This is a genomic window from Vibrio breoganii (genome assembly GCF_024346795.1).
GTDB classification, from domain to species: domain Bacteria; phylum Pseudomonadota; class Gammaproteobacteria; order Enterobacterales; family Vibrionaceae; genus Vibrio; species Vibrio breoganii.
Map to the genome: position 1 here is coordinate 292,751 of NZ_AP024865.1, position 21,663 is coordinate 314,413.

18 protein-coding genes are annotated in these 21,663 nt (G+C 37.3%); all 18 read left to right on the plus strand.

The window, feature by feature from the left end; all coding sequences use genetic code 11:
- Window positions 1-897 precede the first annotated feature (897 nt).
- The 18 genes from OCU35_RS14485 to wbjC all read left to right on the plus strand — a co-directional run bounded on the left by OCU35_RS14485 (window position 898) and on the right by wbjC (window position 21,654).
- Window positions 898-2,175: a polysaccharide export protein gene (locus tag OCU35_RS14485; protein WP_261826369.1), complete on the plus strand. Its 1,278-nt coding sequence runs from the start codon at window positions 898-900 to the stop codon at window positions 2,173-2,175.
- 26 nt (window positions 2,176-2,201) lie between these two features.
- Window positions 2,202-2,627: an arsenate reductase/protein-tyrosine-phosphatase family protein gene (locus OCU35_RS14490; protein ID WP_261826370.1), complete on the plus strand. Its 426-nt coding sequence runs from the start codon at window positions 2,202-2,204 to the stop codon at window positions 2,625-2,627.
- A gap of 85 nt (window positions 2,628-2,712) precedes the next feature.
- Window positions 2,713-4,950 carry a polysaccharide biosynthesis tyrosine autokinase gene (locus tag OCU35_RS14495; protein WP_261826371.1) on the plus strand — a complete coding sequence of 746 codons (2,238 nt, stop codon included), beginning with the start codon at window positions 2,713-2,715 and terminating at the stop codon, window positions 4,948-4,950.
- 375 nt (window positions 4,951-5,325) lie between these two features.
- On the plus strand, window positions 5,326-5,934 hold the full coding sequence (locus tag OCU35_RS14500) for an acyltransferase (protein WP_261826372.1): 609 nt from the start codon (window positions 5,326-5,328) through the stop codon (window positions 5,932-5,934).
- A 295-nt stretch (window positions 5,935-6,229) separates the two neighbouring features.
- Window positions 6,230-7,294 (plus strand): dTDP-glucose 4,6-dehydratase, encoded by a 1,065-nt coding sequence (rfbB, locus tag OCU35_RS14505; RefSeq protein WP_261826373.1) that lies wholly within the window; start codon window positions 6,230-6,232, stop codon window positions 7,292-7,294.
- A gap of 1 nt (window position 7,295) precedes the next feature.
- Window positions 7,296-8,201, plus strand: coding sequence for a glucose-1-phosphate thymidylyltransferase RfbA (gene rfbA / locus OCU35_RS14510; protein WP_261826374.1), 906 nt, complete (start codon window positions 7,296-7,298; stop codon window positions 8,199-8,201).
- Window positions 8,201-9,634, plus strand: a complete 1,434-nt coding sequence (locus OCU35_RS14515) for a lipopolysaccharide biosynthesis protein (protein WP_261826375.1) — start codon at window positions 8,201-8,203, stop codon at window positions 9,632-9,634. Before rfbA ends, OCU35_RS14515 begins: the two co-directional genes overlap by 1 nt.
- A 12-nt stretch (window positions 9,635-9,646) precedes the next feature.
- On the plus strand, window positions 9,647-10,723 hold the full coding sequence (locus OCU35_RS14520) for a DegT/DnrJ/EryC1/StrS family aminotransferase (protein WP_261826376.1): 1,077 nt from the start codon (window positions 9,647-9,649) through the stop codon (window positions 10,721-10,723).
- On the plus strand, window positions 10,720-11,985 hold the full coding sequence (locus OCU35_RS14525; protein WP_261826377.1) for a polysaccharide pyruvyl transferase family protein: 1,266 nt from the start codon (window positions 10,720-10,722) through the stop codon (window positions 11,983-11,985). Before OCU35_RS14520 ends, OCU35_RS14525 begins: the two co-directional genes overlap by 4 nt.
- A 2-nt stretch (window positions 11,986-11,987) precedes the next feature.
- Window positions 11,988-13,253 (plus strand): ATP-grasp domain-containing protein, encoded by a 1,266-nt coding sequence (locus tag OCU35_RS14530; protein WP_261826378.1) that lies wholly within the window; start codon window positions 11,988-11,990, stop codon window positions 13,251-13,253.
- The gene (locus tag OCU35_RS14535) at window positions 13,238-14,188 is read left to right on the plus strand and encodes a glycosyltransferase family 2 protein (RefSeq protein ID WP_261826379.1); all 951 of its coding nucleotides are present in this window, start codon (window positions 13,238-13,240) and stop codon (window positions 14,186-14,188) included. Before OCU35_RS14530 ends, OCU35_RS14535 begins: the two co-directional genes overlap by 16 nt.
- A 3-nt stretch (window positions 14,189-14,191) precedes the next feature.
- A complete protein-coding gene (locus tag OCU35_RS14540; protein ID WP_261826380.1) occupies window positions 14,192-15,643 on the plus strand; it encodes an asparagine synthase-related protein in 1,452 nt (483 codons plus the stop codon).
- 353 nt (window positions 15,644-15,996) lie between these two features.
- On the plus strand, window positions 15,997-16,809 hold the full coding sequence (locus tag OCU35_RS14545) for an EpsG family protein (protein WP_261826381.1): 813 nt from the start codon (window positions 15,997-15,999) through the stop codon (window positions 16,807-16,809).
- A complete protein-coding gene (locus OCU35_RS14550; protein ID WP_261826382.1) occupies window positions 16,806-17,321 on the plus strand; it encodes a serine O-acetyltransferase in 516 nt (171 codons plus the stop codon). The genes OCU35_RS14545 and OCU35_RS14550 overlap by 4 nt, the downstream gene beginning before the upstream one ends.
- On the plus strand, window positions 17,314-18,393 hold the full coding sequence (locus tag OCU35_RS14555) for a glycosyltransferase (RefSeq protein ID WP_261826383.1): 1,080 nt from the start codon (window positions 17,314-17,316) through the stop codon (window positions 18,391-18,393). Before OCU35_RS14550 ends, OCU35_RS14555 begins: the two co-directional genes overlap by 8 nt.
- Window positions 18,394-18,395: 2 nt before the next feature.
- The gene (locus OCU35_RS14560) at window positions 18,396-19,526 is read left to right on the plus strand and encodes a glycosyltransferase (protein WP_261826384.1); all 1,131 of its coding nucleotides are present in this window, start codon (window positions 18,396-18,398) and stop codon (window positions 19,524-19,526) included.
- Window positions 19,513-20,550: a polysaccharide biosynthesis protein gene (locus OCU35_RS14565; RefSeq protein WP_261826385.1), complete on the plus strand. Its 1,038-nt coding sequence runs from the start codon at window positions 19,513-19,515 to the stop codon at window positions 20,548-20,550. The genes OCU35_RS14560 and OCU35_RS14565 overlap by 14 nt, the downstream gene beginning before the upstream one ends.
- On the plus strand, window positions 20,551-21,654 hold the full coding sequence (wbjC, locus tag OCU35_RS14570) for a UDP-2-acetamido-2,6-beta-L-arabino-hexul-4-ose reductase (RefSeq protein WP_261826386.1): 1,104 nt from the start codon (window positions 20,551-20,553) through the stop codon (window positions 21,652-21,654).
- Window positions 21,655-21,663 lie beyond the last annotated feature (9 nt).

The window sequence follows — 21,663 nt, forward strand, 5'->3', positions numbered from 1 at the left end:
CGTCATCCTTGAGTGCTCCTATCGAGGATCTGAGTAGCTCAGCAGATGAAGAGCTCTCCGACCAGTGTGCTGGCCCAGAAAAGACTCCGTAAACGACGGTGTACTGCCACCTACTGAAAACAAGACCTCATCATCTGCACCTGCTCAATTCACTAAAAACTTCTCCATCAACCATCAACAAACCAGATAGTACCCATCTAGACACTTTCCAAGAACTTCATAGAATAGCGGGCCTATGACGTAATACGATTTGATGCATTGATGCATTGATGCATTGATGTAACTAGTTGAATATAAGCCATCTAAATCAGTGACATCAAAGATACCCAACACCATTCATACTCAGTATGAAACCCGTTTATTGGAATATTTGAAATTATACAATTTTTGTTGAGTAAGCTCTCACTTTGGAGTTAGAGTACTAACTCTAAAGTGTTACTAACAGTAAACTGTTCATCGTATTGTAAAATTAGCATGTCATTTTACGCCAGCACATTGGACTAGATGTCGCGAAAGTAGCGGATGTCTCCTAATATTGCATCGATATTAAAGAAAGTGCCTATAAAGTTAGACGTGAATATCAATCTATACGTTAATGGTATGCTTTAATTATTGGCGTGATAGCAATTTAATTTATTGAATGAATTAATGGCATATTATACCATAAGTGGCATATATGCGGGATGTAACTTGTTGTAGATCAAGGCTTTTGGTTGCTTAACAGCGTTTAATCTTGCGCCAATGTATGTGGTTACACATTACAGACAACTTGTTGTTCAATACTTGAACGAAAAACATCGAATCGTGGAATTTCGAATAATCCTCTGGGCGGTAGCGTATCCAAATTGCGCAGATCGTGTAAAATACCGCTAACTCAAAGTGAATTGATACCCTCTTATGAAACCTAGTTTTAAAACAGTTTTGCCGTTAACCGCCATGTTAGTTTTATCCGGCTGTACCATGCCCGGATCGAGTGTAGATCTTAGTGACAAACAGATTTATAACACGACACCTGACGAATCAAACATGTCGGAACAAGAACTAGCACAAACGCCAATCAATGTTGTAAACGTCTATCCGTTGTCGCCTTCGTTCGTTAACCGCTATTCATCTTTCTTTAATGTTGAAGCACATTCTCGCAGTAACCCAGCATTAGATTCGCAGGTTGCAGCTTATGAATATGTCATTGGTCAAGGTGATATTTTGAATATCACTATCTGGGATCATCCAGAGTTAACGATCCCTGCGGGTTCTTATCGTAGTGCTCAAGAAGCCGGCCATTGGGTACATGCGGATGGCACTATATTTTACCCTTACATCGGCTTTGTAAAAGTTGCAGGTAAGACGGTTACAGAAGTACGCAAAGACATTTCTACAAGGCTTGCGAGATACATAGAAAGCCCTCAAGTTGATGTCAATATTGCAGCGTTTCGTTCGCAAAAAGCCTATGTGACTGGGGAAATCCGCCAACCTGGCTATCAGCCACTGACCAATGTCCCTCTAACTTTTTTAGATGCGATCAACCAAGCTGGTGGATTAACGACCGATGCAGATTGGCGCAATGTTACTTTAACCCGTAATGGCAACGCAGAAACTTTGTCCTTGCATGACTTGATGCAAAATGGCGATTTAACCGAAAACCGTTTGCTTGAAAAGGGAGACATTATTCATGTCCCACGAAACGACGCCCAAAAAGTATTCGTATTAGGTGAGGTTAAAGACCCACAATTGCTTAAAATTGATCGTTCTGGCATGACTTTGACGGAAGCGTTGAGTGGAGTGGGTGGTATCAATGAGTTAGCCGCGAATGCAACGGGTGTTTTTGTGTTTCGTAGCGCACAACGAGATAAGCAACACGAAGAATATTTAGCTGAGGTCCGTGATGCGTCATTATCAGCAGAAGAAAAACAAAAACTAGAACAAGAAAAGCAAGAGCTCGCTGCACAAGGTAAAACGCCTCGTCCAGAAAAGATTGTTGCTAACGTTTACCAACTTGATATCAGTGACGCTGCGGCCTTAGTGACCGGTACAGAGTTTGAACTTGAGCCTTATGACGTCGTTTATGTTACAGCCGCTCCGATTGAACAGTACAACCGTGTTGTGCGTCAGTTATTGCCAACAATAAGCGCATTGAATGACTTCAGTGAGTTTGCGAATCGAATCAATAATTGGTAATCCATTCATTTAATTGAAGTGAATCAATGTTTAATAAAATACTCGTCGTCTGCATCGGTAACATTTGTAGAAGCCCCATTGGTGAAGAGCTACTACAGCAAGCTTTACCTAACAAGCAGGTGACTTCTGCAGGGCTTGGTGCATTAGTAGATAAACCTGCCGATGAAAACTCTGTAAAAGTGTCAGCTTTGAGCAATGTAGATTTGTCTAATCATGTTGCTCGCCAGATCACTACAAAAATGATTGCCGATAACGACCTAATTCTTGTAATGGAAAAGGGGCATATTGATGCAATCACAAAGCTGGCCCCAGCGGCTCGCGGAAAGACTATGCTTTACGGGCACTGGCTGAAAAAAGAAATCCCCGATCCATACAAACAAAGTTTTGAAGCGTTTGAGCATGTCTACGAACTAATAGACAAGTCCGCCAAAGAGTGGATCAAAAGATTGTGAAATCAACCACCGACGCTTTTCTGATAGCTGAAAGCTTAAAGCTGACAGCTATAAACTAGAATCCTATAATTGAACACATTAAAAAATGACCCAAAATACTCGTTCACAACGCACACAGCAACCGCCACAGCCGGATGTCATCGACCTAGGTAAATTGCTTGGTCTATTACTTGATGGCAAATGGATCATTATCTTCACTACCTTTGTGTTTGCAGTAGTGGGTGTTGCTTATGCCCTTCTTGCGACACCAATTTATAAAGCTGATGCACTGATTCAAGTAGAGCAAAAAAACAGCGGTATGCCTGTGTTGAGCGAAGGCCTAAGCGATATGTTTGCGCAAGAGTCTAACGCAGCGACAGAGATAGAGATTATTAAATCTCGTATGGTACTAGGCAAAACGGTCGATAAATTCAACCTAACCACAGTTGCCTCGCCAGACTACTTGCCTGTTATTGGTAAAGGCCTAGCGACTCGCCTAGGTACTGAAGCACACATTAAAGTAGAACGCTTCGAAATCCCAGATTACGCAGAAACAGGTGGCTACACCCTAACCCTAGACAACCCAGAAACAGGTGCATACACCCTATACGACCAAAACGAAAAACTGCTCCTAAAAGGCACCGTAGGTCAACTAGCTTCAAGCTCTTCCACTCTAGGCTCTACCCAGAACCCAGAAGCCCAGAGCCTAGAACCTAGTTCTTCAACGACCTTTATCCTTTTCGTCTCCCACTTAGACGGTCAACAAGGACAAGAATTCAACCTATCTAAACGCTCAAAACTAACTGCGATAAACTGGCTTGCAACGAATCTATCAGTATCTGAACGAGGCAAACAATCCGGTATTCTTTCTTTCGGCTTTGAAGGCCCTAACTCACAGCAAAATATTGATCTTCTGAATGACATTGCAACCAACTACTTCCTACAAAACGTAGACCGCAATGCAGCAGAAGCGGAGAATAGCCTAGAGTTCTTGCAAGAAAAACTGCCAGAGATCAAATCCCAGCTTACTATCAACGAAGATGCCCTCAATCAATATCGTCAAGACAACGAATCTGTAGATCTAGGTCTAGAAGCACAATCAACGCTTAAGGTAATGGTAGAACTTGAGGCGCAACTGAACGAGCTTACCTTCAAAGAGAGTGAATTAGCACAGCGATTTACTAAAGAGCACCCAGCTTACGTTGCGGTATTAGAGAAGCGTAAAACTTTAGAAGCACAAAAACGCAAGCTAGAAGGTCAAATTCGCAAACTTCCAAAGACACAACGTGAAGTACTGCGCTTAACGCGTGATGTGCAAGTAAACCAAGAAATTTACGTTCAACTCTTAAATAAATCTCAGGAGCTTGCGATTGTAAAAGCAAGCACAGTAGGCAACGTACGTATTCTTGATAAAGCTGATTCGAACGGCTTAGCAGTTAAACCTAAGAAACCGCTGATTGCTGTTTTAGCCACTCTGCTTGGCGGTATGTTGAGTGTGGCTTTTGTACTGCTACGTGCTGCGTTCCATCGCGGTGTTGAAAGTCCTGATCAGATTGAAGAGATAGGTTTGTCTGTTTACGCGACTATTCCTAAGTCGGAGCAGCAAGATAAAATAAACAAACAACTGCAGAAGTTAAAGAAAGCCAAGAAGACACGACCAGTTCAGGCTGCGCTTTTGACCGAAGTTAACCCTGCCGATTTGGCGGTAGAAGCATTACGTTCACTTCGTACCAGTTTGCACTTTGCCATGATGGAAGCGAAAAATAACGTCATTATGATTACTGGTCCGTCGCCAGGTATCGGAAAGTCTTTTGTTTCGACGAACTTCGCTTCTGTCATTGCAAGCAGCGGACAAAAGGTTTTAGTTATCGATGCCGATATGCGTAAAGGTCACATTGGTGCTGGACACCAATTTGCTCATAGCCACGGTCTTTCTGAAGTTCTAGTGAATAGCAAAAGCGTTGAAGAAGTTATTCATACTTCTTTACTCGAAAACCTCGACTTTATTGCCAAAGGTAAAACACCACCAAATCCATCAGAGCTATTGATGCACGCAAGGTTTACTGAACTAGTAAAATGGGCAAGCGAAAACTACGACATTGTATTAATCGATACTCCACCGGTATTAGCGGTAACAGACGCAGCAATCGTAGGTCGCCATAGTGGTACAACATTAATGGTTTCAAGATTTGGCGTCACCTCAACGAAAGAACTTGAAGTAGCAAGCGACCGCCTAGAACAGGCGGGAGTAGAAACGAAGGGCGTTATCTTAAACGCAGTAGAAAAGACAGCATCTAGCTATTACACCTACGGTTACTACAATTACGCGTATAAGAGCGAGTAACAACGAAGGTTGAAACAGTGAGAGAAGCATATGTTTCTCTCACTAGTTTGTTACTTAGCTCCCTTTAGAACATACGCTAGCGATGCTAAATGATTCGTCATTGCCGTATGCTAAACCATCGGGGTTTTTCCCGCAGGCTAAACAATCCGTCATTCCCGCATGCTTTTAGCGGGAATCTTAGCCCCAAAACGCGACTCGCTATCTACCGTCATGCTGGACAAGATCCAGCATCTTAGGTACTACGTTAGTAAATAACCCATAGAACGTCCGAAAGGACTATTTTCATGGACCTATTGGGGCAGTTTTAGTAAAACAAGCAAATTGTATGCTTAACAAGGCATAGCACGAAATGGGCTGTCTCAAAATGAATAGAATGTGTCTCATCCCGTTTTTATTTTAATGAATGCTTCAGAGGTAATAGTGTTTCTAGACAACAAAGAATTGGAATTATTGGGATTAAAGTCATTTGGTGAAAATGTTCTTATATCTAAAAAAGCTTCGATTTATAACGCTGCTAATATTTCTCTGGGCTCTAATGTTCGAATAGATGATTTTGCTATTCTTTCCGCTGGAGTCGATGGCATTGAAATTGGTTCTTATGTACATATAGGTTCCCATTCGACAATTATCGGAAAAGCAAAAATAATCTTTGAAGATTTTACAGGTCTATCCATTCGTGTATCTGTTTTTTCTTCTTCAGACGATTTTTTAGGGGAAGGATTAACCAATCCAACTGTTCCAAGCGAGTTTAGAGCTACTGTGAATGCAAGGGTACATTTTAAAAAGCATAGTGGCGTCGGTGCGCATAGTGTTGTATTGCCAGGGGTGACGCTTGAAGAAGGAGCAGCTGTCGGAGCAAATAGTTTAGTTCGCACTTCTTTAGAATCTTGGGCTGTCTATTTTGGGAGTCCAGCGAGAAAGATATCCAAAAGGGCAAAACTAGTTCTCGAGAAAGAAAAGATGTTCAATTTGTCCTTGAAATAAATAGGTTGTCCTGATCTTAAAAACGCCATTCCTTTGAGTCGACGTTAAAGGTGGTTTTGTAAGTAAAAATATATTAACTATCTCTTGTCATCCATCCTTTTTTGAATGATGGTTTTTTACGAGCATGCACTATCTCGTTACGCGCGAAAGTCGTGCTTGGTTTTCAATGCGTCAGATAACCTCTTTTTCAAGATTGGGTGATTATTTCTTTGCGTAACACAAATATCTTCGATGTTCTTGAGCATAGATAGCCACTTTTAAATAAAATTGATATAAATTTAATATAGAGAATATTATGAAAATCCTCGTCACTGGCGGTGCTGGTTTTATAGGTTCAGCAGTCATTCGTCACGTCATTAATAACACTACAGATACTGTTATTAATATCGATAGTTTGACCTATGCGGGCAATCTAGAATCACTTTCAGAAGTTGATTCCAGTGAACGCTACCATTTCGAACATGTAGATATTTGCAATCGTTCAGAGTTAGACCGAGTATTCACAGAACATCAACCTGATGCAGTTATGCATTTAGCCGCAGAGTCTCACGTTGACCGTTCAATTGATGGACCTGCAACTTTCATTGAAACCAACATTGTAGGCACTTATACTCTTCTCGAAGCGGCTCGCTCTTATTGGAATACTCTTGGTGAGAACGCGAAACAGCCATTCCGTTTTCATCACATTTCTACCGATGAAGTGTATGGTGATTTGGAAGGTACTGATGACCTATTTACTGAAACCACTTCATACGAACCTTCCAGTCCATATTCGGCATCAAAAGCATCAAGCGACCACTTAGTTCGCGCTTGGTTGCGTACGTATGGCCTGCCAACGATAGTTACTAATTGCTCAAACAATTACGGACCATACCATTTCCCTGAGAAACTGATTCCACTGATGATCCTCAATGCTATTTCAGGTAAGTCATTGCCTGTTTACGGCGATGGCATGCAAATCCGTGATTGGTTGTATGTCGAAGACCACGCACGAGCGCTTTATAAAGTGGTGGTGGAAGGTGTCGTAGGCGAGACTTATAACATTGGTGGTCATAATGAAAAAACCAACATCGAAGTAGTAAGAACGATTTGTTCACTGTTAGATGACTTGGTACCAAACAAGCCCGAAGGTATTAAACAGTACGAAGATCTAATCACTTACGTAACTGACCGCCCAGGACACGATGTGCGCTATGCCATTGATGCTTCAAAAATAGAGCAAGAGTTGTGTTGGAAACCAGAAGAGACGTTCGAGTCCGGTATTAGAAAAACAGTAGAATGGTATCTTAATAATAAAGAGTGGTGTAATAATATTCAGGATGGCTCATATCAGCGAACACGATTAGGATTGAAAAAATAATATGTACTCATTCAATGATAATAAAGTCAAAACATCAGGTACTAAAGGGATTGTCTTAGCTGGTGGCTCTGGCACACGTTTGTATCCATTAACTCGGGGCGTATCTAAGCAGTTACTTCCGCTATACGATAAACCAATGGTTTATTATCCCGTAGCGACTTTGATGCTAGCAGGCATCAAGGATATTTTGATAATTACGACACCAGAAGATCGACTCAGTTTTCAACGTTTACTGGGTGATGGTAGTGCTTTTGGTATCAATCTTAGCTATGCAGAGCAGCCAACTCCGGATGGGTTGGCGCAGGCGTTCATTATAGGTGAAAACTTTATTGGAGATTCGCCTGTGTGTTTAGTTTTGGGAGATAATATATTTTATGGGCAAGGTTTCCCGCAAACCTTAGCAAAGGCGAATATTAGAACTTCAGGTGCAACTATTTTTGGTTATCATGTAAAAGATCCAGAACGTTTTGGAGTGGTTGAATTCGACAAAAAAATGAGAGTTATATCGATTGAAGAGAAACCAACGAATCCAAAATCTAATTATGCTATAACGGGTTTATATTTTTTCGATAATTCAGTAGTAGAGAAAGCAAAGCAAGTAGAACCATCTGAGCGAGGTGAACTAGAAATAACCAGTATTAATCAAATGTATCTAGATGAAGGCAGTTTAAACGTCGAACTTTTAGGTCGTGGTTTTGCTTGGCTTGACACTGGTACTCATGAAAGTTTGTACGAAGCTTCGAGTTTTGTACAAACCATTCAACATGTTCAAGGTTTAAAAGTTGCTTGTTTAGAAGAAATAGCATGGAGGAATGGATGGTTAACATCAGAAGAAATAATAGAAATTTCCAAGCCTATGCAAAAAAATGAATACGGAAAATATCTTTTACAATTAGTAAGTGATTAATGAAACATAGTAAGCAACAAGTTAAATCTGGCTTTGTTTGGAGTGCGATAGATAGTTTCGGTAACCAAGGAATCGGACTGGTAATTAGTCTAACTCTTGCCAATATACTAGGTCCATCAGCTTATGGACTAGTAGCTATGCTGACTATTTTTATTGCTATCGCTGGTGTGTTTGTAAATAGTGGATTTGGTTCGGCTTTAATAAGAAAAAATGATAGAGATGAGAAAGATTTTTCAACCACGTTTTATTTCTCATTAGTTGTTTCTCTAACTTGCTACAGTATATTATACTTATCGGCTCCGGTTATCGCTAAATTTTATCAACAAACAGAATTGATAAATTTAATGAGAGTGGTAGCTTTAACCATTATTATCAACACATTCGCTATTATCCCGAGGGTCAAACTAACTGTAACGCTTAACTTTAAAAACCAAGCCAAAGCGAATGTGGCAGCAATTCTTTGCGGTGGTTTTGTTGGCTTAATTATGGCTTTCAATGGATTTGGAGCATGGGCTTTGGTTTTACAGCAATTAGTATCTGCAACGATAAGCGTTGCCGTGCTAAATGTTTTATCACCCTGGCGTCCTATAGAAGCATTTAGCAAAAATGCATTTAAGAACCTCTTTGGTTTTGGCTATAAATTATTGCTATCTGGATTACTTGATACGATATATAACAATATATACGGATTAATTATTGGTAAGCATTTTAGTGCGACACAATTAGGCATGTTTAATCAAGCGCATAAATTGTCTTCAATGCCTTCAGCCATGATTACAGGCGTTATTCAGAAAGTCACATACCCAATATTAAGTTCAATGCAAAATGATAGTGTAAAGTTAGATGATGCATACTTAAAAACTCTGAAAATTGCGACTATGGTTGTTTTCCCTGTTATGTTTGGGCTTTGTATAATTGCAGAACCTTTAATTAACCTATTGCTTGGAGAAAAATGGAAGGGCAGTGCCCCATTAATTAGTATACTTTCTATGGGGCTACTTTTGTATCCTATACACGCCATTAACTTAAACATGCTGCAAGTCAAAGGGCGCTCTGATCTGTTTTTAAAAATAGAAGTTATTAAAAAAATCATTATCACATTCAGTCTTATAATTACAGTACCATTAGGTATTACAGCGATGTGCATTGGTATGGTGACTACATCATACCTAGCGTTAATTATAAATACATATTACACAGCAAAACTATCAAGTATATCTCAGTCAAAACAACTCTATACATTACTTCCGATAGGTTTGATAACTGCTTTATCTGCAGCTATAGGATATTTGTCTGGATTCCGAATACTTATTGACTGGCTTTCTATTATTATTATGCTGGCTGCTTCCTTATTTAGCTATATAGTTTTAATGTCACTATTTCAAAAAAAATTATTAGTCGAAGCTAAGTTTTTATTAAATAAAACAAATTAAAGAGGAATATAAATGATAGCATTAAACAGCCCAATTAAACCAGATTTAAAAAAACTTACTAAGTTACTAGAGCAAATAAATAATAATGGATGGTTTACAAACTTTGGGCCGTTACATAAAGAGTTGACTGCCAGACTTGAAGACTACCTAGGCGTTAAAAATCTATTACTTACCAATAATGGTACTTCGGCATTGCAAGTGGCAGCAAAGGCAATCGGCACTCGCTCTATTTTAGCAACACCATTTAGTTTTGTGGCAACTGCAAGCGCCTTTAAGTGGCAGAAAGATGAACTGGCCTTTGCCGATATAGATAAACAATCGCTAAATCTTTCGCCTGAAACTATTAGACTTGCATACCGTAAAGGGTGTAAAGCAGATACTTTAGTAGCGACACATGTGTATGGAAACCCATGCGACGTTAATGCTTTAGATGAGTTGAGTGAAAAATATAACTTTCAAATTATCTACGATGCAGCACATGCTTTTGGAGTTAATATAGCTGAAAAATCGGTACTAAATTATGGTGAAGCCTCAACTTTAAGTTTTCATGCCACTAAGATTTTCCACACCGTTGAAGGTGGTGCAATAATCTTCAAAGATAGAGTAAACTTAGAAAAAGCAGAAGAAATTATCAACTTTGGTATCCGTCCAGGACGAGGCGTAGTCGATGTAGGTATTAACGCTAAACTAAACGAATACCAAGCAGCCGTTGGTCTAGTAAACCTAGAAGAAATCGATAATATTTTAGAGCACAGAGCAGAACTGTTTCATAAATACCGTGAAGGTTTGAAAAATATTGTAGAACTTCCTCAATGGCACCCACAGGCAAATGCTAATGGTGCTTATATGCCAATTTTGCTGAAGAGTGAAGAAGAGATGAAAGCTGTATCTGACGGTTTAGCTGAACATAATATTCAGTCAAGACATTACTTCGAACCATCTTTAGACAAAATATTTGTCGATAGTCATAATTACGGTACTCGAAACAGTGTTTCTTCATCAAGTCGAGTACTGTGCTTGCCAATGCACGCTCATTTAACTTCGGAAAATGTGAAAAAAGTTATTAATATTATGGGGAAATTATTGTGAAAATAGGAATAACAGGTCCTACTGCCGACAGAAATCTAGGGGACTATGCAATGTTTGTTAATAATGTATATGATATGGGTAAATCCCATACATATACAGTATTTTCTTATGATGGACCATTTACAAATCAACTTCGCAAAGATTATTTTTCAGGATATGAGCTAAACTTTACTCCGGTATCTTTCAGTAATTCTGAAGAAAACAAATCGAAAAATATCATATGGGAAAAAATCAAAAGAATTAAAAGAATTAAAAGGCGCATATTAAGGAATGTACCGCATTATCCAACAGATAATGAACTCATAGCTAAATGTGATAATTTTGATCAAATTAGAAAAGAAGTTAGAGAACTTGATGTGTTAGTGGTTTCTGGTGGCGGCTATTTAAATGATCTTTGGTTTAACTGGTCGAGAAGAGATGATCTTTATAAGATATTTATACCGATATTTGCTGCAATTAGAGAAAAAACCAAGATAGTTTTTACTGCTAATGGATTTGGCCCGTTCGATACAAGTGCGCCGTTCTATGAAATTATATTCAGTGATCTGAAGAAATCTAATGCGATTATAAGTTCTAGGGACGATAAGTACTCTCCTTTGTACTTAAATAAGCTTGGAGTGACGGAATTTGTGGCTCTTCCTGATGATTTGTATTTAGTAAATGAAAATATCATGGATAATGTTGATAAGAATTATAATGATAATGGTTATATATTAATTGAAATGTATGGCGGATTAGAATATAAAAAAGACAACATAGCGAAAATAATTAAAAAATATAATGAAGATGGCTATTTTGTTAAATTTGTGTCATTTGATGTTGATGAATCTGTTCTCCCTACTTTAGGTGAATTTGAAGGTGAGGGGTTTGAGATAGTTAGATTTAAAGATGGGTATCTCCAAATTGAAAAAATAATAGAGCTAATAAAGGGCGCTAGATTAGTAATTTGTAATCGCTATCATGCGTTAGTTTTAGCTGTGACAAATTCAGTTCCTGTTATTAATATTATAAAACCAGTGTATGATTACAGGTATTATCAAAATAAAAATGTTGGCGTTCTTGATAGAGCATTTAAAGGTCTTAGTTTTGATGAGTTAGATTTTATTTCATTCGATTTTGATAAATTTACAAATGATCTTGATTTATTATCAGATATAATGGAAGAACAAACGATGTTATACAAAACTGAAGAGTACAAAGAGAACAAAAAGAATCTGGCTATGATTAGAAGTGAGTTCTTTAAGGATAATTTTGGAGCCTGACTATGAATATTCTAATCGTACCATCGAGTACCGAGGTTGCACATGAGATAGTAAGGTCGCTTCAATCTGTAAAAAATATAGAATTATTTGGTGCTAACAGTATTGATGCATACTCTGAATTACCTTCTAAAAATAATTTTATTGGAATTCCGTACATCAACGATGACAGTTTTATATCTGAAATATCAGATATTATTAAGCAGTGTGGTATAACGCATGTATTTCCTGCCCACGACGCAGCGGCATTAAAGCTATCAAAGTTTGTAGAAGAGCTAAATGTAAAAGTAGTATCTTCTTCTTATGAAACCAACAGCATATGTCGTTCTAAAAAGTTAACATACCAAGCTTTATCTGGAATCATTAGAACACCTAGGTTATACGATCCTACAAGTCCAGAGTTACAATTACCGCTATTTTCTAAACCAGATATAGGACAAGGCAGTGTTGGCACTTTTACCGTCGAAACACAGGCAGATGTAGTAAAAGTAAGCAGTAGTGATCTGTTATGCGAGTTATTACCTGGAGATGAATATACGGTCGACTGTATAAGCGATGCTAAAGGAAATCTTATACATTCAAGCGCAAGGCAGCGTAATTCTATGCGTAATGGTATTGCTGTCGAATCTCAGTTAGTTAGCAATCAAGAAATATTTAGAGGTATAGCAAGTAAGATCAATGGGAAATTAAACCTAAAAGGTGCTTGGTTCTTTCAAGTTAAAGAAACTAAAGACGGTGAATTATGCTTACTTGAAGTAGCTACTCGTATTGCAGGTTCTATGATAACTAGTCGGTTTAACGGTATTAATTATGCTGAACTATCGTTACTTATAAGTGAAGATGTACCAGTCATAGCGATAGATAATAAGCTGGATGTCACCCTCTATCGTAATCTCTCATATCAGTTTAAAACGAGCTTAAGTTATGACACTATCTATAGTGATTTCGATGATTGTTTGATATTTGGTGATAAAGTAAATGAAGATTTAGCAAAGTTGTACTTTTCTGCTATCAACGAGGGGAAGAAAATTGTATTGATAACGCGCCATGCTGGCAACTTAAAGAAAAAGCTTGATTCACTACGACTGCAAAATTTCTTTGATGAAATTATTCACATTACAGATGGCACTCCTAAATCAGAGTTTATCAAATGTAAAAACGCGATATTCATAGATGATGCATTCAGTGAAAGGTTAGATGTACACAACAACTGCAAAATACCATGCTTTTCAGTAGATATGATAAAAGGACTAACATGTTTACAAAATTAAAAGCACCAAACTCTGAAGATGAGATCACAAAGCTATGGAAACACACAGATAAAGTCTACGTATCTGTACTATGTACAAGCTTTAATCATGAACTATATATTCAAGATGCGATTGAAAGTTTTTTAGCCCAGGAAACTGAATACAAATTTGAGATTATTATTCACGATGATGCTTCACATGACAACTCTGCAGAAATCATCCAGCGCTATCATGAGAAATTTCCAAGTATCATCAAACCAATATATCAAAGAGAAAACCAATTCTCAGAATACCCTACTAAGCCACTAATTAATTGTCTTATGGATTCTGAAGGAGAATACATTGCTATCTGTGAGGGTGATGATTTTTGGGTGGACAATCGTAAAATTCAGAAACAGATTTGTTCGATTGATGAATTTAAAGAGGTTGATATTTGTTTTACCTCTGCATTTGGGTTGTCACCTGGTAATATAGCCACTAAATTAGCTGAATATGGTACTCAAACAAAGTTATTTGGAGTTTCGGAAGTAATAAGGTCTGGTGGTGGATTTATGCCTACTCCATCGCTGTTTATAAGGCGAGCTGTTTTGGTAAACCTTCCCGATTGGTTTAAAGAAGCTAAAGTAGGAGATTTTTTCATACAAATACTAGGCTCACTGAAAGGTGGAGCTTTATATATTCCAGAACAAGCTGTATGTTATCGAATTATGGCGATAAATTCATGGACGTCTAAAAATACGGGTATTCAGTTGTATTATCATCGAGTGAATATGAAAAATACGTATTGTAAACTTGCTTATAATTATCCACAGCTTGTTGAACCCCTTAAATATATATCTCGAAAAGGAGACTTTCAAGCATTGTTGGCATTCGCTAAACGCGGGCAAATTATGTTATCTGTTAAAATGATATACCAAATGATGAACAAAAAAATTAGTATTTACAAGCGAGGTTAGTTTATGGCATCACTTTACGAATATAGTAGTTTAGGATTCATGAATCCGTTTTATCTCGAAAAGCAAGAGGGTATAGTAGTAGGCGATTTTAAAAGTCTTGCTCTTTTAAGTTCAAGGGTTTTAGATACTACATCCGTGGTCCAAATCCTTAATAAATCTCATACGCTAGGTGATAGGACATTAATTGAAGGTGTAAAAATGACACCTTGGAATGCATACTTATCTCACGACAAAAATAAATGGGAATATAATAAGTATCTTCCTAGACATGGGTATGAATTGACAACGCCGGAAGTAGCAGCAGATAAACTTTATGAGAAGTTAGAAAAAGAATTAGCTACTCAGCTAGTAGGAAAGAAAAAGATTGGTATTCTTCTCTCAGGGGGGATGGATAGTAGGGTTGTTGCTGCGATAGTAAATAATATTCTTTCTGGGTCTAATGTCGAAGTTGTGGGTCTGACATGGGGTTTAGTTCATTCGCGAGATGTCGTGTATGCTCAGCGTATTTGTAAAGACTTTGAGTGGGAATTTAGACATTTTAAACTAGATGCTGATATGTTACGTGAAAATATTGACATTGCGGCTGAAGCGGGAGCAATCTATTCACCAGTTCATTTGCATGCTATGCCCTCTATAAGTAAGCAAACTGATTTAGATATTATTCTAGCAGGGAGTTTCGGAGACAGTGTTGGTCGTGCTGAATACTCGGGAACATCTTTAGTTAACCTTAAGTCACTTAACTATACTCCTAGAAGTAAATTCAATTTGATTAAAAGAACTATAATAGAAGAAGCAAAGTCTAATATAGCTAACGATATTAAATTATATAGGGAATTATTTCCAAGAGATGAAGAATATCAACACTGTGAAATAGAAAAACAAGCTCACTATATGCGAAAGCAACTTAATCAGTGTATGGCGTTTATAAATGATAGAATCCCATTATATCAGGCATTTACATCTGTAGAAGTATATGGGTATATTTGGGGTTTAGATCCGACTATACGAACTGATGAAATTTATTATAAATTACTGACTAAGTATTCTCCATCACTCTTAGATATACCTTGGGCGAGAACTGGAACGAAGTATTTTACCTCTAACTCTGAAAGTTCACCTTTAGATGAACTTTCAAAAGATCATCACGACTATGGTACTTGGATTAGACATGATCTCTACGAAGATATTAAAAATTTAGTACTTAGTGATGCTATTGATAAAATAGGTATTTTCAATATGAGTTCCCTAAAAGAGTTAATTTCTCTTAATAAAGGCATTAAAGGGAAAATGACCATGGTTGATGAGTATTTAATTTGGATTGCTTGTTTAGCTAAGTTTATTGAAAGGTACAATATATCAAATAACAAAAAGTCCCCGAAGAAAATAATTGGTGTGTTCGACGTGGTCTTCACAAAATCTGAGTTCTATGCTTTCAAAATTAAAAATAAAATTTAATGGTTAGAAAATTTTTCACGCTACAAAGCATCATATCAGTGTTGCTTTTCTTTATACAACCCTTTGCTAGTTTTGTTTATTTTCTATTCACTTTTAATAAACTTAAGACTTATGAAGTTCTTCTATTTATTTGTATAGTTTTCACTAGTATTTCGTTTTTCTTTGTTCCATATGCCGGTATGGACTTGCATAGTCATTATCTTTATTTTTCTGATAGTAAATTTGGATTTACTTTATTTGAATATTCAGATCGCTACGCGATTATCAAATTTCTTTACTCTATTACGAATTACTTTTATTTGGATAAACGTCTGGTTCAAGTGTTTTGCGTATTCCTTGCCACGATGTTCTATATGAAGTCATTTTTATTAATGCTAAAGAGTGATAAATCTGAAAATGATAAACTAATTATATTTTTGCTATTTTTATCATTTAATTTCTTGGCAAGTGTTAATGGGTTACGTTCTGGTGTTTCGATGTATGCATTAATATATTTCATAACACTGTATGAAAGTAAATCAAAATTGTCTATATTTGCGTTATCTGTAGCAATTATCTTCCATTCATTCGCTTTAGTAGTTTTATTCACTTGGTATATTTCACGTAACTTCGATGACCATAGACTTTACAAATTAGTTTTACTATTTTGTTTTGTAGCTTCTCTATTGAAATTTAGTCCTCTTGATTATTTTGCTTCAATATTTTTATCAGAACCTTTATATAACGCTTATTTTGGATCAGGTTTATTTGCATCAACAGAAGAGTTTTCTTTAGCCACAATTTTAATGAGTAAAATACCATGGGTCATTATAGGAATTTACGTATTTGTAGTTAATAAATTTACCTTAATAGAGAAACTGTCAATTGCTTTATTGGCTTTGGCGCTTCTGTCATTTGAAAATGTTGCATTCTCTGGTCGATGCTCAATGTATGTTTTATCACTTTTTCCTCTGAGTCTGGCCTATAGACTTCAGAGAAAAGAACTATGGTTCAAATATTATATCGAGCTTTGTATGCTGTTTATTTTTACCATTTTAATACAAATAATGTGGTCATTCTATTCGTATCCTGGAGTATTCATTAATATGTATAAGGGCTTAATTGGCATTAATGTTTTTTCTCTGTTTGCATTTTCTAAGTTTGGTAGTGGATTTATTTTAAGATGATGAATTTTAGTGAGATAATTAAAGTAGATGCGAAAGCAAATAAAATTAAACCTAAGGCATTAATGTATTTTAGGAATGATATATGGGCGTTTATATATTCACTGCGGTTTCTCGAGTGTAATAGTTTTAGGTTAAGCCCTATATATATCTATCATCGTATTAGATTTAGAACTTTGTCAAAAAAACTATCATTTAGTATACCTTTGAATACTTGTGGTCCAGGTCTATACTTACCTCATTATGGTACTATTGTTATTAACAAAAATGCTCGAATTGGGTCCAATTGTACTATTCAGACAGGTGTAGTAATTGGGATGCATCCAAGAGATAAAATGTCAGTACCCACAATTGGAGATAATTGCTATATAGGTCCAGGTGTTAAAATATATGGTAAAGTACAGATTGCTAAAAACTGTGCTATTGGCGCTAACGCCGTAGTTAATCGTTCATTTCTTCGAAATGGTAGAGTAATTGCTGGTGTTCCGGCAAGAGAGGTAGGGTTAAATGGTTAGGCAAGACGTTATGTTGGTTATACCCTCACTATCTTCTGGTGGTGCTGAACGCGTTATGGTAGAGCTAGCAAAAAAATGGGCTAGTTCACACAAACTAAACATTCATTTTGTAATATTAACCGATCTTGAAGACTTCTATTCACTACCTAGTGAAATAACGGTGCATCGCTTGGGTTACCCTGTTTCAAAAACATCAAAATTTAGCAAGGCTTTGATGATAATTCGTACAATGTTTAGGTTTAGAGTTTTAGTTAGAAATATAAGACCGACGTTTGTTTTGAGCTTTATGACCCAAACAAATATTTTCTCCTTGTTTTCTCTTTTTGGCCTCAATATAAGAAAGATATATTCCGAAAGAAATATGCCAAAGAAAATAGGTAAGCACTTTTATAGCTTCATAACTAAATATAGCTCTGGAATGATTTTACAAACTCAAGAGTTATATTCTAGACTTTCTCAGGTTGGTTGTGACTTAAAAAAGCTGCACGTTATACCTAATCCAGTAGCTGAACTAAACGTTGACAAATACGATCTGAATCGAAATTATGAAATTCTGACGATTGGTCGACTCGTTGAGCAAAAAGGACATCGTGATTTACTTCATGCTTTTTCAATTTTTGTTAAATTAAACCCTGAGTATAAACTGATTATTTTAGGGAAAGGCCCCTTAAAAAATGAGTTGATAAAGTATGCGAAGAAGCTCGCTATTTATGACCAAGTCACTTTTTGTGACCCTATTTCTAATATTGAAAGTTACTATAGTAGAGCAAAATATTTTGTTCTTTCATCAAAGCGGGAGGGTTTCCCAAATGCTTTATTGGAAGCATATTGTTATGGTGTGCCTTGTATTTCATATGATTGTTTGACTGGACCCGCAGACATTATATCGAGTTCATCAGAAGGACTTTTGGTTCCGATTGGAGATGTTGAATCTTTGGCACAAGCAATGCACAGATTTGCTAATGAACCTGATTTGCTCATGGGAATTTCTCAAAAATCTGTTGAATCAAAGAAAAAATATTCTATAGAGTCTATTTCTGATAAATACCTTGAAGTTTGTTTAGGTCGTTAATAATGAAAAAAATCAAAGTTATTTACAACTGCTCAGTAAATGTAGTTGGTGGAGCAGTTCAAAATGCGGTTAACTTCATAAAGAAAGTAGAAACTACAGAGCAAAATGATTTCCTATTCTATTATCTGCTAAGTCATGCTGTTTATAAACAAGTTAAAGATATTATCCGTGATGAGAATTGTTCAGTAGTTAGTTCACCAGCTAAGTCTTACAAATCACGGTTGGAAATTAAGAAAATAGTTAAAAACTTGAATCCAGATATTGTTTATACCAATGCTGGTCCAGCATATGTTGATTTTGATTGCTACCATATCATGGGGTGTAGTAACCCGTATCTCTTGGCACCAAGTAAATATGCGCTACAACTAGATAACAATCTGTTAGAGCGTTTTAAAAGAGCACTCCATTCATATTATCAAGCGCATTATATTAAATACGCCGACGCTTATATTTTCCAAACATTGAATTCAAAAATTGCATTTGAGAAGAAAAACACTTGTATCGATAGTTTTATTGTTAGTAACGCTATATCAGAAAGTTTCTTATCTGCGACCTTTGAAACTCAAGTGAATGAAGGAACCATTAAACTTTTAGTGCCCTCAGCTTATTATAAACATAAAAATTTAGCTTTAACCGTGCATGCGCTCAACCTTTTGGAAATAAATGAAACAGTTAAATATAGCTTGTCTTTTACATTGAAAAAAGAAGATTTCGAAGCTCACATTCAGCCATTGGTTGAATTCTATGGCTTGCATGATGTAGTTAAAAATGTAGGGCCGTACAATCATGAAAATGCGTCTGAATTATATGCTTCTCATGATATTTTTATTCAACCGAGTGTCTTAGAGGTTTTTTCTACTACATATTTAGAAGCTATTGCTACAGGGAAGCCTTTGGTTGCAAGTAATCTACCTTTTGCAACAGAAATTTGTGAAGATTACGCTTGTTACTTTGAACCTGATAGTGCTGCTAGTCTAGCCAACGCCGTATTAGAATGCTCTAATTGCGATAGCGTTACTGATGATAAAAAAGCCATGTCAGAAAGAATTCTTCATAATTACGGTAGTCAAGAAGAACGCACAAATAATTTATTAAATATATTGAGAAAAGTGGGGAAAAATGTTCGACAATAAAACACTTTTGATTACAGGTGGTACGGGTTCATTTGGTAATGCCGTACTTGACAGATTTTTAGAAACAGATATCGCTGAAATTCGTATTTTCTATCGTGATGAAAAAAAGCAAGATGATATGCGGAAGAAGTACAACTCATCGAAGCTTAAGTTTTATATCGGTGACGTTCGCGACTATCAAAGTGTGAATAATGCCATGCGTGGCGTCGACTACATTTATCACGCTGCAGCCCTTAAGCAAGTCCCTTCTTGCGAGTTTTATCCATTAGAAGCGGTGAAAACTAACGTACTTGGCACTGAAAATGTACTAGAAGCCGCGATTCAAAATAATGTTGAACGTGTTGTTTGTCTGAGTACAGATAAGGCAGTCTACCCAATTAACGCAATGGGTATTTCTAAGGCGATGATGGAAAAAGTGATCGTCGCCAAGAGCCGTAATCTCGAGCATACCAATACCACTATCTGTGCAACGCGCTACGGTAACGTTATGGCGTCTCGAGGGTCGGTTATTCCTCTATTCCTACGCCAAATATTCAGTGATGAGCCTATCACAATCACTGACCCTGGCATGACACGATTTATGATGACCCTTGACGACGCCGTAGATTTGGTTCTTCATGCGTTTGAACACGGCTCAAATGGCGACATCTTCGTGCAGAAAGCACCAGCAGCGACAATCCAAACCTTAGTGGATGCGTTACTCAAAGTGGCAGATAAACCTGAGCACACCGTTAATGTGATTGGTACTCGCCATGGTGAAAAATTGTTTGAAGCATTGTGTAGTCGAGAAGAGATGTTCGTCGCTCAAGACCAAGGTCAGTATTATCGAGTCCCATCGGATAATCGTGATTTAAATTACTCCAAGTTCAATGAAGAAGGTGAGAAAGACTTATCTTTAGTCGAAGATTATAATTCCCATAACACTGACCGCTTGGATACATTGGGTATGGTTGAGTTACTTCGTAAACTTAGCTTTATTCGTGATATTGAAGCAGGTAGTACTGTCGTACCAGAGGGAGTGTAAATGAATATTGTTGTGACGGGAGCGAAAGGGTTCATCGGAAAAAATCTGTGCATGATGTTAGCAGAAAAAGGTTTTAATTCGATAACGCCTATTGACCAGGATACACCGCAATCAGAGGTTAAGCAGGCGTTGGCAACTGCTGACTTTGTATATCATCTAGCGGGTGTTAATCGTCCGAAAGACGAATCAGAGTTCGCTGAAGGTAATGCAACCCTGACCGAGTTTGTTATTGAAAACATAAAGCTAAACGGTCGTAACACCTCAGTGATGTTGAGCTCTTCTATTCAAGCAAGCCTAGACAATGCTTATGGTGTAAGCAAGGCTCAAGCCGAAGCTCTTGTGCACGATTACGGTATCGAAACGGGTGCTGGTGCGTTTGTTTACCGTTTTCCTAACGTTTTCGGTAAATGGTGTCGTCCTAACTACAATTCTTTTGTTGCGACATTTTGTCACAATATCGTCAATGATATCGAAATTAGTATCCACGACCCTAGTGCGGCTGTGACCTTAGTTTACATTGACGATGTTTGTCAGGCGCTCATTGCTTTGCTTGATGGAAACTCTGAGAGTGGTGTTAAAAGCGTTCCAGTTGAATATAAGACAACGGTCGGTGAAGTTGCGAACCTACTTCGTGGATTTAAAGAAAGTAGGGAAACGTTGGTTACTGAGCACGTGGGTACGGGTCTAGCTCGCGCTTTGTATTCTACTTATTTAAGTTACTTCAAACCTACTGACTTCCACTACACTCTACCAAAATACGGTGATGAACGTGGTGTGTTCTGTGAAATGCTGAAGACTAAAGAGTCAGGACAGTTCTCTTTCTTTACTGCCCATAGAGGCATTACTCGTGGTGGTCATTATCACCACACGAAGAATGAGAAATTTCTGGTCATCAAAGGTAAAGCATTGTTTAAGTTTGAGCATATCATTACAGGTGAGCGCTATGAACTTACGGTGGATTCAGATGAAGCGACTGTCGTAGAAACAGTACCTGGCTGGAGCCATGATGTTACTAACATCGGTGAAGAAGAATTGATTGTTATGCTGTGGGCAAATGAGATATTCGATAGAGAAGCGCCCGATACCATCGCGAAACCGCTGTAAGGATTTAAG